Genomic DNA, 14,158 nt, shown 5'->3' with positions numbered 1-14,158 from the left:
TTTCATAGCCGCCCGCGCGACCCGCGTCACCCGGGGGCGCGATCCGCCAGCATCAATGCGCGCTCCACCACATCGGCGGAATCGGCGGGCTTGGGGATCACTTCTGCGTCGATACGAGAGATCAGCTCTCCCTGGCGCACCAGATCGCCCGAATGGATCAGAAACGGAATCCCCCGCGCCCGGAGCGCCTTCGCCACCGGCTCACATGTCGTGCCACGTCCCAGGTTGACGTCAAGGATCGCAGCGTCGGGGGCCGAGTCCTCAAGGGCAGAGAGCGCCTTGGCCACGGTATTGGCCGATACGGGATCTGCGCCATGGTCCTCCAGCGCAAAGCACAGCTCCATGAGGATCAACGGCTCGTCCTCCAGAACGAGAACCCTCAGGGGCGTGGTCCGGTGCGCCGTCATTTCCGCGCCACCGCGTCCGGGATCGCGATCTTTACGCACGGACCCTCCGCGCGGCGGTCCTGCAACACGCTGCCGCCGATGGCACCGACCAGCGCCTCGATGATCCCGAAGCCCGTGCCGGCGTCGCCAGGGGGTTCAATTCCCGCGCCCACGCTTTCGGACCAATGCACGAGCAGACCGCCGGCCGCGGAAACCGTCCATCCCAGCGTTACGCCGCCATCGGCAGACACCAGTGCGCCGCGCTTCGCCGCGTCGGCGGCCAGTTCGTTGAGCGCGAGTCCCACAGTGGTCGCAAGGCTCGGATCCACCCGTACCGGCGCACCGGTCAGGCGGATCCGGTCCTGTGCAGGGTCATAGGGACCAAGCACCGCCGCGACTGCGGGGCGGAGGTCGACCGACCCCTGCGAGGCGTCGTCGAGCGTGGTCTCGAACGCGCGGGCCAGGGCGCGAATCCTCTCGTTGATCTCGATCGCCTCGCGTTCGATCCCGTGCGTGCGACCGGTGACGGTGACCACCCCGCCGATCACCGCGAAGAGGTTCTTGATCCGATGGCTCAGCTCTCGCGCCATCATCCGTGCGTGCTGCTCGTCGGCGCGGGCGGCGCGGACGTCGCTCACATCCCACTGGGAGCCGAAATAATACACCAGCCGTCCCGTGTCGTCGTAGATCGGGCCCAGATGCAGGGCATTCCAGAACCGGCTGCCGTCCTTGCGATAGTTCAGAATCTCAACCGCTACCACGTCTTTGCTGTCGAGTGCGCTGCGGATCTTGGCCACCGTCCGCGGGTCGGTGTCCGGACCCTGGAGGAACCGGCAGTTCCGGCCTGTCACCTCATCCCGGCCATAGCCGGTCAGGTCCGCGAAGGCGTCATTGACGAAGACGATGGGCATGTTCGGCTCTGCCGGATCCGCCAGACAGATCGCCATGCGGGTCTGGGCCATGGCCTGACCGAAGAGCACGCCAGAAGGGCCGCTGAATGTCTGGCCCGCATGGCGTTCGCGGAACCTGTCGGCCCGGCTGTCGGACTGCAGGGTGTTTTCCGCATTCCGGTCGTCTGGGGTTTCTGACATTCAGGACACCGGGCACCTATACGGATGGGCGGTCCGGGCGCATCACCTCGTTCAGCACCCCGCCGCCGGATTTTCGATACGTTCCTGGACGGAGAATGGAAATGGCGCGGGAATGTTCCCGCGCCATCGTTGCAATCTTGCGCGCAAGGGCCGATCAGTTGTCTGCGGTCTCGGCGTCCGGACCGGCTTCCATCTCGGTCGCTGGAACCTCGTCGGCGGCGACCTCTTCGTCGTCCTCGTCCTTCTGGCTGGCAAGCCCGGACGGCGCCTGGATGTTCGCGATCACGAAATCCCGGTCGATGGTCGGTCGTGTGCCCTTGGGCAGATCGACCTCGGAAATATGGATCGAGTCGCCGATTTCCTTCCCGGCGATCGAGATCGTGACGCTTTCCGGGATCTCGCCCGCGGTGCAGCGCAGTTCGACCTCGTTGCGGACCATGGTCAGCACGCCGCCGGCGGTCAGGCCCGGGCAGTCATCCTCTCCGGTCACTTCGACGGGGATGAACAGCGACACGCGGCTGGTGCGGCGCAGGCGCATGAAGTCCACATGCGTCGGCAGGTCCTTGACCACGTCGCGCTGGACGTTGCGGCAGATGACCCGCACGTCCTCCTGGCCCTCGACCTTCAGGTTGAACAGCGTGGACAGGAAGCGGCCTGCCTTGAGGTTCTTGATAAGCTCGTTGTAGGGCAGATTGATGGGAAGCGGATCGGATCCGCCGCCATAGACGATCCCGGGCACGAGGTTTTCGCGCCGGGCTTGACGAGCGGCCCCCTTGCCTGTCCCCGTCCGTTCCATGGCGATGATGTCTGGCGTTTCGCCGGCCATATCGAGTCTCCTGTGGGTTCACATCCCGCCGCCTCCAAGGGTGGGCACACGGGGATGGCGGCGTATAGGACAGGAAGGGCGGTTTGAAAAGGCCTCCGATGAACGGAACCGCACCTTCTGCGCGACGGCACCGGTATGCAGCAGGACTGCAACGAGGCCAAAGACCCTGGCCCGCTCAAGCGCCTGGTCGGCGCCCGACCCCGTCCGACGTGCGGACCGGGGCGGCTTCTTGTGGCGAAGGCCCTAGGCGCCCCACGTCCGGATCGGTCCGGAATCCACATGGGTGAACGACGATCCGTAGCGGCCTACACCGCCGACCTGCAGCCATTCAGCCATGTCCGCGATCTGTTCCGGCGGAATGCCGTCGAAACGGATGTCCGCCGCGCGCCGACGCATATGATAGCTTCGTGAGGCGGCACCCACGCCGCGGCTTTGCAGATCGTAGGTTGTCTGCGCGGTGCGAAAGCCCGAAAGCAGGGTGATCTGGCCCGAATGGCCGTTGCGCCGCGCGAAGTTGGAAAGCGTGGCCAAGCTCCAGTAGATCCGGCGATCCATATCCGGGGCTTCGCCTTGTCGCCAGTCGCGGAACACCCAGTCGAGCTTTCGCAGCGCCCTTCGGTTTTCGCGGCCGTCTTCGACGAAGCGAACGGCCACCCGCTCATCGGTATGCGCGTTCCTGATATTCAGGTAGCTGTCGCCTTGGGGAAACAGATAGTCCAGCCGGGTGTCGGCACGGGTCGGCGGCGGCAGGCTTTCATAGCCCGAACCGCCACAGCTCGCCAGGGCGGGGACGGCCAAGCTTGCGCCGAAGGCGCGGAGAAGTCCACGCCGGTTGAAATGGCCCGCGGACGGGCGTGCTGTATTCATCGGTTACCTCATCACTGCTCGGCCCCGTTGCCCGGGGTCTCGAAAGGATCATCGTCGAAGACGCGTCCTGCGCGGCAGCATGGGGCCGATGAACCCTATCGGCAAGATCAATTGGCGTGGATCGCCGAAGAACCGGTCGGCGCGGTTTTCCGATCACGGTCGCCCGGAAGCGGTTGCCGAACAGAAATGCCGCTTCGGGCCCCGGCAATCCGTCGCCCGATCGGGGATGGCGCGGCGCGTCCCCGGCCCGTCGCGTCGCCCGGCGGCGGCGGCCTCCGTTCGGCCCGGCCTCGATCGTCGGCCGGTTTTCGCCGCCGGTGCGCCATGAGAATTTTGACGCCGTTCACAAGACGCCGAATACGCGGTCCTTCGCCGCGAAACCGGCCTCCCCGATCTGTGGATTGAGGTGCAGCGCGGGGTGCTTTCAAGCTTCGCCTTGCAGCACGACGCAGCACCTGCCGGGCAAATCCGGCACACGCAACTCAGGACAGAGGTCAAACATGACACACGCCAGCCCAGTCGAACTCTTGATGCTCGATCTGGTGAACGAGGAACGAACATCCCGCGGGCTAAATCCTCTTCGGATCAACGACGATCTGAGCCAGTCGGCGGAAGATCATAGCGAATGGATGCTCGACACCGACAGGTTCGGCCATACCGGCGCGGGCGGCTCCTCGGCGACCGATCGCATTCGCGAGGCCGGCTACGCGCTGGATGGCAACTGGGAGACGGCCGAGAATATTGCTTGGCAAAGCGAGCGCGGCCGCCCGGGAATTTCGGACGATGTGGCCCAGATCCACGAAAGCTTCATGAACAGCCCCCGCCATCGCAGCAACATTCTCGATCCTGACCTGGAAGAAATCGGGATCGGGGTCGAGAGGGGTGATTTCACCACCACCACAGGCACGTTCGACGGGGTCATGATCACGCAGAATTTCGGACGGACCGATGCCGAAGAAGAGATGCTCGTCGCCTCGCTGGAAACGGCAAATGCGGTTGCGCGCAACCTCGACGACGCCGCCCTGCGGCAGCCGGTCGGGGGGCCGCTCGATCTGTCCGAGACCCAGGCCCTCGACATGTCGGACACCTTCGTCTTCGTCTGAGACGCGACCGCGTGAGAGGCCCGCGGCGCAGGCGGGCCTCAGGCCGATCCGTCATCCTGTCGATCGGAGCTGACTCTGGCCGGCCCTCCGAGAATCGCGTGCGTCGCGCTACCGGTGTGCCGCGCGGAAGAACCGCGACGACCGGCAGCCGCGCCTGTCCCCTGCCCGGCCCGTGAAACCGGGTCGGCGGCCAGCCACCCCGAATGCGATCCTAATCGTCGTACCACATCCGGGACAGGTTCGCCTTGGCCTTGAACAGCCGGTCGAAGGCGGGCGACTTGCCGTGTTCGTCGAAAATCGCCTTGGCCGCCGCGTCCAGGTCGAACAGGATGTCCCGCCGCGCCGGATCGCGAACCCAGCTGGTGACCCATCCGACGATCGCGACCCGTTCGCCACGTGTCACCGGCTCCACGCGGTGCAATGCGGAAGTCGGATAGAGAACCAGCTCTCCGGCCTCCAGCCGGACGCCGCGCGCTTCCACTGCATCCTCCATCACCAGGTCGCCGCCGTCGTAGTCCCCGGAGTCGCTGAGTGTGAGGGTGAACGACAGGTCGGTCCGGCTCCCGTTCATCACCGGATCGTCCACGTGGGTCCCGTAGCTCATGCCGCCGCGGTAGCGCGACAGCAGGAGGCGGGCGAACTTCTTAGGCCGCGCCGCTGCGCGGAAGACCTCGTTGCCGTTCAGCTTGTCGCGGACCTTTGCGAAGATGGCGTCGAGTCCCGGTGAGGCGACCGCCTGCAGATTGCTTTTCACGTCGCGCGCATAGCGACCGGCGGTGCGCTTGCCGTCTTCGTAGTCGAGCTTCTCGGCGGCCTCTCGCAAGGCCGCCGTTTCGTATGCGTCAAGAACGTTCCCGATGACGATCATCCCGGTTCAGTCCGATCCGAGCCCGGTCAGTTCCATCCTCGCCGCTGCCGCGTAGAGAATGGACGGATCCTTTTCGTAATCTCCCTGTCCCTGCAGATCACCGAACGCGGCACCTGCCGCCTCGACCTGTTCCACGATCGCCTCCGCCGCATCCGACGCCTTGGCGTCGTCGCTTGCCGCAAGCTCGCCTGCCTCGGCCTCGATCACCCGCATGAAGCCCCAGGCATCATGGTATTCCTTTACATTCGCCAGTGTTCCGCCTTCGACCGCTATTGCGTATTCGTCGGCCGCGACACGGGTCAGCGCCGCAAAGGATTTCAACTGATCAGCCGCGTCGAAATTCGTCCGGACCTCTTCATGCGTCTGGCGCACCTTGCCGAACATTTCCGCAATCTTCTCATAGGGCTCCTCCGCCTCTGCCGCGGCGGCAAGCGCTGTGATCTCTTCCCGCAGTTCGCCGTAGCCGAGCCGGTCGAGGCGCGCGGCCACGGCCTCGTATTTCTCCTCGATCGGATGCCCCATGTGGGTCTTGGCCGCCGACAGGTCGCCCGCTTCGTAAAGCGCGAGTCCCGCGCGCAGATGACCTTCCATGAACGCAAGGTCGGTCAGGAAGGCGACGTCGGGCGCTAGGCCGGCGGTTCCGCCCTCACCCTCGCCCCCGCTGCCCGCGGCGGATTCGCCTTCGCCTTCGCCTCCGGTGGCAGGTGCCCCTTCTCCTTCGCCCGCGGCTGCCGCTTCGGCCTCGCCTTCGCCTTCGCCTCCGGTTCCGGCGGTTTCGCCTTCGCCCTCGTCATTGTCCGCTGCGCCTTCAGCGGCGAGCTCGGGCGGTGCTTCACCCTCGGCTGTCGCTTCGCCTTCCCCTGTGCTGGCTGGGGCTTGCGCGGACCCTTCGCCTTCGCCCTCGGCCTGTGCGACGACGTAGGCGGGCACGTCCTCTGCCCGTTCTGTCTGAGCGGCCAGGGGCGTCCCGATCGCCACTACGGCCACGCCGCCAAGGGCGACCATCCGCCTTGGTGCGATGACCCGAAATTTCCGCGTGCCTGTGTCCATCATGTCCGACTCCTTTACTCGACTATTATCGGGTTGTCATGGATGCGGTTTGATCTGTCAATGGGGCGATCCGATCAGGGATGGCCATGTCACCGCTGCCGGTCGACGAGCCGGCCCATCCCCGAATACGCAGGGCCGAGCATTGCCAGGGGTTTCACCGCGCGCGCCGGGATCTCGTTGGCTCACGGTGCACGGCCCGGACCGTGCCCCGCGGCACAGGATACACGTTCGACCCGATACCGGGACGTCCGCGACGTCCCGATGCGCCGGGGCGATTTTCGCAACGCTGGGTGCGATCGCGCGCGCCACCGGATGCGCCGATCGCGCGGCCTGCGACGCGACAGCCGTTTGCAACGCGGCATTCAATCGGGGCACGGCTGGAGCCGCCGGTCGTCGGCGTGCGGCCTGGTCCCATGCCAAGCCGGTCTCCATGGGGGGAGACATCTGCCTGGCCCTCGATCCCCCGATGATGCGCTTGCCGGCCGGAAGGCGATTGTCTAGACGACCAGGAGGGTTGCTCCCTTAGCTCAACTGGATAGAGCAGTCGACTTCTAATCGACAGGTTGAGGGTTCGAGTCCTTCAGGGAGCGCCCTCCGGTTTCTTTCACGCCAAGCCACCGGATCGCGATCCGCGCTGGAAAGCGAACATCCCGACACGTTGAAACGGCGGTCATGATTGCCCCCCTCCGACCGGCGCGCGCGAATGCGCCGGGATCCGCGTCGCCGTGCAGGGGACAGGCGCCCCGTTCGCCCGCTAGCCGCCGAGGCGGCGCAGCAGGTCCAGCGACGGCTCTCCGGTCACTGGCAGTCTGCGGGCCTGCTGGAAGGCGGAGATCGCCGTGCGGGTTCCGGATCCGATGACGCCGTCGGGCTCTCCCGCGTCGAAGCCGGCGGCGTTCAGCCGTGATTGGAGCGCGATGCGCTGGTCCTTGGACATCCCGTATCGATCTGGCGGGAAGGGCCCGTCGATGGCCGGCCCGCCCACCAGCCGGTCGCTCAGATGACCGACGCCAATCGCGTAATTGGTCGAGTTGTTGTAGCGTTTGATGACGTTGAAGTTGGGAAACACGCGGAAGGCCGGGCCGCCCGGCTGCGGCTGGATGATCGTCCCGCCGGACCCCTGGCTGGCCAGCATCCCCCAGGGCTCTCCCCGCCGCCAGCCCGACCGGGCCAGGTAGTTGGCGGCCGAGGCGAGCGCGTCGGTGGGATCCTCCGCCCAGATGTCGCGCCGTCCGTCGCCGGTGAAGTCGACCGCATAGGCCTGATACGACGTGGGGATGAACTGGGTGTGGCCCATGGCGCCGGCCCAGCTTCCGGTCATGCGCTCTGGCGTGGTGTCGCCGCGCTGCAGGATCTTGAGGGCGGCGACAAGCTGCGCCTCGAAGAAGCTTGCGCGGCGGCCGTCATAGGCCAGGGTCGAGAGAGCCGAGACGACGGGCACGGTCCCGCGCCGCTCTCCGAAGTTGCTCTCGACCCCCCAGATCGCCGCGACGATGTTGGCGTCTACGCCGTAGCGGCTCTCGATGGCCTGGAGTGTTGCGCGTTGCTGGGCGAAGCTGGTGCGCCCCAGCGCAACCTTGCGCTCGCCCGCGGCGATCTGAAGGTAATCCTCAAGAGTGCGGCTGAACTCTGTCTGGTTGCGGTCGCGTTCGATCACGCCGGGCACGAACCCTGCCGAGGCGAAGCTGCGGTCGAACACCGGACCCGACACGCCCTGCGCCAGGGCGCGGGGGCGGAAAGAGGCCACCCAGGCGTCCCAGCCGGGGTTGGCCGCTGTCGGCAGGGACGCCTCGGCCGGTGTGCCGGCCAGCCGCGCGGGCGCGCCACATGCCGTCAGCACCAGGCCAGCAAGTCCGAATGTGACCGTTCGCCTGTGGATTGCCGCCATCTCCGCCTCCGTCCATGGTTCGGAGCGACAGTGAATCGGCACGCTCCGAAGAGCAAGGGGGCGCAGGCGACGGACGCCTTCCGTCTGGTGGGAGATCGTGGGTTCAACCAACCTTCAATAAACAAAGGGCCGCGATCGAAAAGGGCGCGGCCCGACTTGTATTCTAATAGAGATGTTCCGACCTGCCACGGGATTTTCCCGCCACCGTTGATTAGAGTCCGGCCCCAGTTGACCTGCTTCCGGAAAGCTGGACCGCTGAACTGGCCTGCTGCCGGTTTCGTGGACACGAAGATAAGATCGTGACCATGGAACTGGAGATTGGATATGACGAGACGGAAGTTCAGCCGCGAGTTCAAAATCGAGGCGGTGAAGCTGGTGACCGAGCGGGGCGTGACGGTGGCCCAGGCGTGCCGAGATCTGGACCTGGCGGAGAGTGTTCTGCGGCGGTGGATGCGTGAAGCGACGGTGGCGTCTGCCAGTGCCTTCCCCGGCAATGGCCAGCAGCGCGCCGAGCTGGCCGAGATCGCGGCCCTGAAGAAAGAGGTCGCCAAGCTCAGGGGCGGAGCGTGACATCCTAAAAAAGGCCGCGGCCTTCTTCGCGCGGGAAGCGACATGACGTTCGCGTTCGTTGCGAAGCACCGGCATATCTGGCCCGTCAGCTGGATGTGCGCGGTGCTGGGCGTCTCTCGGTCTGGCTTCCACGCCTGGCTCAAGCGACCGATCAGCGCCCGGGCGATCTACGATGCGAAGCTCGTCTTGGAGATCGACAAGAGCTTCAAGGCCAGCGACCGCACCTATGGCGCACGTCGGGTCTGGCGCGACGTGCTCGAGGAAGGGTTGGCCTGCGGGCTGCACCGGATCGAGCGCCTCATGCGGCAGAACGCTATGAGAGCGCGACCAAAGCGGCGCGGGAATCCGAAGGATGATGGCGAACGCTCGGTCATCGCCGGCAACATCCTCGACCGCGACTTCCAAGCCGACCGGCCGAACCAGAAATGGCTGGCCGACTTCACCTACATCTGGACCGCAGAGGGCTGGCTCTATGTCTCGGTCGTGCTGGACCTCTTCTCCCGGCGCGTCGTCGGCTGGTCCATGAAGGCGGACCGGGATGCCTCACTGGTCATGGATGCCCTGATGATGGCGGTTTGGCGGCGCGGCAAGGCCGACGCTCTGCTCCACCATTCCGACCAGGGATCGCAATATACCAGCGAGCAGTTCCAACGCCTGCTGCTCGACAACGGCATCACCTGCTCCATGAGCCGGGCGGGCAATGTCTGGGACAACTCGGCGATGGAGAGCTTCTTCTCGTCGCTGAAGACCGAGCGCACGGCCCGCAGGGTCTACCGGACCCGCGACGCGGCACGCGCCGACGCGTTCGACTACATTGAGCGCTTCTACAATCCGAGACGACGTCATTCCAAGCTGGGCTATCTCAGCCCAATGGCGTTCGAGGACCGCGCTATGCAAACCTAACCCGGTGTCCACGAAACCGGCAGCAGGCCAACGCGGCATCTTTCCCCTCCGCATCACCGGCGCAACACTCTTCCTTAAGGAAGTCGATCAGCCGTTCGAGGTTCTGGAACTCGGGAATGCAGATGGTCGTTCGGCTGTGTTTTTCCTGCCGGATGAGTCGCACCTTCGTCATTCGTGCGAGATGATGTGACAGGGTAGACGCCGGGATGCCGAGTTCTTTCTGGATTTCCCCGACCGATGCGCCCTCATGCCCAGCCCTCACCAGGAAGCGGAAGACCGCCAATCGATGCGTGTTGCCGAGCTCGGTCAGGCTGTCTGCGGCTTGTTCGTGATCCATACCGTCCTCCATTAATTCGAGACCTCTAGAAATATGGTTGACCCGAGCGCGATAAGCAACTAGATCAGTGGAAATTTCGACATATCTAGAAGGATGGTTTCATAATGTCACCCCAACTGCAAGACACCCTCGGCATGTTCGTCTTTCTCGCTGTCGAACTCTCGGTTCTGTTCATCGGGATCAGTGCACTGGTTGGCGTTCTCCAGCGTCATATTCCCCCGGCCAAAGTGGAAGCGTTGCTCAGCTCCACCGGTACTCGCGGCTATCTCCTCGCCGCAGGTCTTGGGGCAATCACGCCCTTCTGCAGTTGTTCGACCATTCCGATGCTGAAGGGTTTGATCCGAGCGCGCGCCGGGTTCGGTCCGATGATGGTGTTTCTCTTCTCCTCCCCGCTCCTGAACCCGGTTGTTGTCGTTTTGCTGGCGGCCACGTTCGGACTGACTCTCACATCCACCTACGTGATTGCCGCCCTTGCAGTATCGCTGGGTGCCGGATGGCTGATGCATGCGTTCGGTTTCGAGCGGTATATCCGTCGCACAGCAACGAAAGAGACCGGCGGATGTGGCTCGTCGCAAAGCCAGTGTGGTGCTGCACCGGCCGTACCGGATTGCGGAAGTCCGAAAACCGATAGCTGCGGCTCTCGGTCGGAAAGCGCCTGCGGCGACACCGCAATCAAGATCACTCCTGCGTCCGGCAGCTGCTGTGACAGCCAGTCTTCCGTCCGAACGAAGGAGACGGGAAAATACAGCGGTGTGTGGCGGGATGCATGGATCGACTTCGTCGACGTGTTACCCTCTCTGCTCGTCGGCATTGCGCTCGGCAGCTTGATCTACGGATTCATGCCGACCGCTCTGCTTGAGCAGTATGCCGGTCCGGACAATCCGTTCGCTATTCCTGTTGCCGCCGTCATTGGCGTGCCGCTGTATATCCGCGCAGAGGCGGTCATACCGCTCGCCGGGGCTCTTATGGCGAAAGGAGTGGGCGCAGGGACCGTCCTTGCACTGATCATCGGAAGCGCCGGGGCCAGTTTGACCGAACTCATCCTGCTGCGCTCCCTCTTCACGATGAAGCTTCTCGTGGCATTCGTCGGGGTCATCTTCGCCATGGCGATGATCGCAGGCTACGCGACCTACCTGTTTTTCTGACTTAGATCAGAGATGATTAAGTCCTCAAACCACTTGGATACCTTTCGCAGTCTTGGCCTTTTCTCTCCCGGCCAAGGCCAAGACTGCCGCCGGATGACAGGGGGCAGTTAGCGATGCGACGGAGACGGCGTTTGACGCTGACTTTAGATAGTCGATCGGGTATGCCTTCCCGGCTGGGATCACGCATTCCCCTTGTGTCGCTCATCCACACACTCGCCGTTGCCGAATATCTGAACTTCCGTCACGCTGCTAACGCGCTGGGTGTCAGCGTTTCGACTGTCAGCACCCGTGTGAAAACCTTAGAGGAAGACCTAGGCATCCTTCTGTTCGAGCGTCACGCACGCGGCGTCCGGCTAACCGATGCAGGTCATCGCTTTATCGAGCAAGTATCAGCGGGCGTCGATCAACTCGACCATGCGGTGAAGACCGCCGGCTTGGCCGCCTCGGGCGAGTGCGGTCGCCTGCGTCTCGGCATCCACGCCCTTATCCCGCGCAGCTTCCTCGCGGAACTCATCGCACAATATCGGGAGACCCATCCGGGCATCGCAGTCGAGATCACCGAAAGCACGGCCCGCGATGCGGTGATCCAGCTTCGCTCCGACCTTCTGGACCTGGCGTTCGTCGCCGGCCCGGCCGAGTTGCCCGATTTCCATTCCCGGCGCATTTGGACCGAGCCGCTGGTGGCGGTGCTGCCGGAACGGCATCCGCTCGCTGGGCAGTCGACCGTCACATGGCCTGATCTGGCGGGAGAGACCTTTCTCGTGCGCTATGACAGCACCGGCCCGCAGGTCCACGACCATATCATCCTGCGCCTCGCCGGGCGCTTGCCGCCGCCCTCGATTCAGCGCTTCGGTGTGGGGCCCGGAGCCGGTTTCGTTCTCGGCCATCTGGTCGCCGTTCAACCAAAGCCCGGCCATCCGCAACATGCTGGTCCTCGCGGGCAAGCTGGGACGCATCTGCGATTCGGCTCCGGGTGGCATCCAGAATGAGCCGCGCGAGCGCCCGCAATGACGTGACCCGTCCTATTTGCCGCCGATAGTATCCGGCAGCCCTCCCGTATCCGTTTTCCTGTTGCCTGTAGTGGATTTGCCTATTCTCTGATCGGCTCCGTCTCTTTGTCCGACTGGAGCCCGTATGCGCGGAGGCCGAATCCTTTGGGGTCAGATTGCTATCGTCTTCACCATCGTTCTGGTGATGACCTGGGCGGCGACGCAATGGGTCGCCTTTCGCCTCGGCTTCCAGCCGCAGCTTGGAGCACCGTGGTTCGAGCTGGCGGGTCTGCCGGTCTATTACCCGCCAGCCTTCTTCTGGTGGTGGTTTTCCTTCGACGCCTATGCGCCCGCGATCTTCGTCGAAGGTGCGATCATCGCCGCGTCCGGCGGCTTCATTGCCATCGCCGCCGCCATCTTTATGTCGATCATCCGCGCGCGGGAGGCGAAGAACGTCGCCACCTACGGATCAGCGCGATGGGCGGAGGACAAGGAAATCCGCGCGGCCGGATTGCTCGGCCCCGATGGCGTCCTGCTCGGCCGCTACGAACGCGACTATCTGCGCCACGACGGTCCCGAGCATGTCCTTTGCTTCGCCCCGACGCGCAGCGGCAAGGGCGTCGGCCTCGTGGTGCCCACGCTCCTGACCTGGCCGGGAAGCTGCATCGTCCACGACATAAAGGGGGAGAACTGGACGCTGACAGCCGGCTTTCGCGCAAAGCACGGCCGCGTCCTGCTGTTCGATCCGACCAACGCGAAGTCGTCGGCCTACAATCCGTTGCTGGAGGTGCGACAGGGCGAGTGGGAAGTCAGGGACGTGCAGAATATCGCGGATATTCTGGTCGATCCCGAAGGCAGCCTCGACAAAAGAAACCATTGGGAAAAGACCTCCCATTCCCTGCTTGTCGGCGCGATCCTGCATGTTCTCTATGCCGAGAAGGACAAGACGTTGGCGGGCGTCGCCAGCTTCCTGTCCGATCCGCGCCGCCCGGTCGAGGCGACCTTGCGCGCGATGATGGACACGCCGCATCTTGGGCCGAGCGGCGTTCATCCCGTCATCGCATCGTCGGCGCGGGAGCTGTTGAACAAATCCGAGAACGAACGGTCGGGCGTGCTCTCCACCGCCATGTCGTTTCTCGGCCTCTACCGCGATCCCGTGGTGGCGCGTGTGACGGCGCGCTGCGACTGGCGCATTGCCGATCTGGTCGAAAGCAAGGAGCCGGTCAGCCTCTACCTCGTTGTGCCGCCATCCGACATCAACCGCACCAAACCGCTCATCCGCCTGATCCTCAACCAGATCGGCCGCCGGCTGACCGAGGACTTGAACACCTCCGGCAAGCGCCACCGCCTGCTGTTGATGCTGGACGAGTTTCCGGCGCTCGGCCGGCTCGACTTCTTTGAGAGCGCCCTGGCGTTCATGGCCGGCTACGGCCTCAAATCCTTCCTGATCGCGCAGAGCCTCAACCAGATCGAGCGCGCCTACGGCCAGAACAATTCGATCCTCGACAACTGCCATGTCCGCGTCAGCTTCGCCACCAATGACGAACGGACGGCCAAGCGGGTGAGCGACGCTCTCGGCACCGCGACCGAGTTGCGCGATTCCACCAACTATGCCGGCCATCGCCTCGCGCCCTGGCTCGGGCATCTCATGGTGTCCCGGCAGGAGACGGCTCGGCCATTGATGACGCCGGGCGAGATCATGCAGCTTCCGCCCACCGATGAAATCGTCATGGTCGCGGGCACGCCGCCGATCCGCGCCACCAAGGCGCGCTACTTCGAGGATTCGCGGTTCACTGAACGCCTCCTGACCCCACCCGATCCGGCGGCCGGTCCCGCCACGAACCCGTCATCCGATGATTGGTCGAGCCGGTTGGTCGCGCAGAAGGGCGATGCCCAGTCCATGGCTAGCGGAACGGAAGGCGATCCGGCCAATGCCGGCATCCGCCGTGAACCGGAATTGCCCGAGCATGAGGAAATCGTTCCGCCGCCGTCTCCGGCGCGGGAGTTCGACATCCTTGACGACGAACCGGACCTGGACGCGGCCAAAGCCCGCGCCCTGCGTCAGCGCATGCGCGCGGTCGCCCGGCAGGCGTCGATGAACCCCGATGACGGGATCGAGCTTTGAGGAACCCTCC

At 64.7% G+C, this 14,158-nt stretch carries 12 protein-coding genes, 1 tRNA gene and 1 pseudogene; 6 read left to right on the top strand and 8 right to left on the bottom strand.

All coding sequences use genetic code 11. From position 1 onward, the window contains the following. Positions 1-26 precede the first annotated feature (26 nt). The 4 genes from KW83_RS01460 to KW83_RS18955 form a co-directional block, all read right to left on the bottom strand. On the bottom strand, positions 27-407 hold the full coding sequence (locus KW83_RS01460; protein WP_036173440.1) for a response regulator: 381 nt from the start codon (positions 405-407) through the stop codon (positions 27-29). After that, positions 404-1,477 (bottom strand): PAS domain-containing protein, encoded by a 1,074-nt coding sequence (locus tag KW83_RS01455; RefSeq protein ID WP_036173437.1) that lies wholly within the window; start codon positions 1,475-1,477, stop codon positions 404-406. The genes KW83_RS01460 and KW83_RS01455 overlap by 4 nt, the downstream gene beginning before the upstream one ends. A 154-nt stretch (positions 1,478-1,631) precedes the next feature. Beyond that, entirely contained in the window at positions 1,632-2,303 is a 672-nt protein-coding gene (locus KW83_RS01450) for a 50S ribosomal protein L25/general stress protein Ctc (RefSeq protein WP_036173434.1), read from the bottom strand. A gap of 243 nt (positions 2,304-2,546) precedes the next feature. Next, positions 2,547-3,170, bottom strand: coding sequence for a YcbK family protein (locus tag KW83_RS18955; protein WP_051928107.1), 624 nt, complete (start codon positions 3,168-3,170; stop codon positions 2,547-2,549). Between the two features lie 530 nt (positions 3,171-3,700). Here KW83_RS18955 and KW83_RS01440 point away from each other — a divergent pair. Next, a complete protein-coding gene (locus tag KW83_RS01440; RefSeq protein ID WP_051928105.1) occupies positions 3,701-4,273 on the top strand; it encodes a CAP domain-containing protein in 573 nt (190 codons plus the stop codon). Between the two features lie 211 nt (positions 4,274-4,484). Here the strand turns inward: KW83_RS01440 and KW83_RS01435 are convergent, their stop codons facing one another. Then, a complete protein-coding gene (locus KW83_RS01435; RefSeq protein WP_036173431.1) occupies positions 4,485-5,141 on the bottom strand; it encodes a Fe2+-dependent dioxygenase in 657 nt (218 codons plus the stop codon). 6 nt (positions 5,142-5,147) lie between these two features. After that, positions 5,148-6,194, bottom strand: coding sequence for a hypothetical protein (locus KW83_RS18950; RefSeq protein ID WP_051928103.1), 1,047 nt, complete (start codon positions 6,192-6,194; stop codon positions 5,148-5,150). Positions 6,195-6,707: 513 nt separating this feature from the next. On the opposite strand from KW83_RS18950, the gene KW83_RS01420 reads away from it, so the two are divergent. Continuing rightward, positions 6,708-6,781: transfer RNA gene (locus KW83_RS01420), tRNA-Arg, on the top strand. Positions 6,782-6,945: 164 nt separating this feature from the next. On the opposite strand, the gene KW83_RS01415 is transcribed toward KW83_RS01420, so the two are convergent. Beyond that, positions 6,946-8,079, bottom strand: coding sequence for a lytic murein transglycosylase (locus KW83_RS01415; RefSeq protein ID WP_036173427.1), 1,134 nt, complete (start codon positions 8,077-8,079; stop codon positions 6,946-6,948). 324 nt (positions 8,080-8,403) lie between these two features. On the opposite strand from KW83_RS01415, the pseudogene KW83_RS01405 reads away from it, so the two are divergent. Then, positions 8,404-9,552: pseudogene (locus tag KW83_RS01405) on the top strand (IS3 family transposase). Here the strand turns inward: KW83_RS01405 and KW83_RS01400 are convergent. Further along, entirely contained in the window at positions 9,539-9,889 is a 351-nt protein-coding gene (locus KW83_RS01400) for an ArsR/SmtB family transcription factor (protein WP_081904396.1), read from the bottom strand. The pseudogene KW83_RS01405 and the gene KW83_RS01400 overlap by 14 nt on opposite strands. Before the next feature lie 104 nt (positions 9,890-9,993). On the opposite strand from KW83_RS01400, the gene KW83_RS01395 reads away from it, so the two are divergent. The 3 genes from KW83_RS01395 to KW83_RS01385 all read left to right on the top strand — a co-directional run bounded on the left by KW83_RS01395 (position 9,994) and on the right by KW83_RS01385 (position 14,148). Then, positions 9,994-11,034 (top strand): permease, encoded by a 1,041-nt coding sequence (locus KW83_RS01395; protein ID WP_036173423.1) that lies wholly within the window; start codon positions 9,994-9,996, stop codon positions 11,032-11,034. A gap of 131 nt (positions 11,035-11,165) precedes the next feature. Continuing rightward, positions 11,166-12,023, top strand: a complete 858-nt coding sequence (locus tag KW83_RS01390) for a LysR family transcriptional regulator (RefSeq protein ID WP_235191339.1) — start codon at positions 11,166-11,168, stop codon at positions 12,021-12,023. 145 nt (positions 12,024-12,168) lie between these two features. Beyond that, positions 12,169-14,148 (top strand): conjugal transfer protein TraG, encoded by a 1,980-nt coding sequence (locus tag KW83_RS01385; protein ID WP_036173421.1) that lies wholly within the window; start codon positions 12,169-12,171, stop codon positions 14,146-14,148. The last annotated feature ends 10 nt before the right edge of the window (positions 14,149-14,158 follow it).

It is taken from the genome of Palleronia rufa (genome assembly GCF_000743715.1).
Classification (GTDB): Bacteria; Pseudomonadota; Alphaproteobacteria; order Rhodobacterales; family Rhodobacteraceae; genus Palleronia; species Palleronia rufa.
The sequence above is the reverse complement of the archived record's forward strand: the minus strand, read 5'-3'. Positions and strand labels throughout refer to the sequence as shown.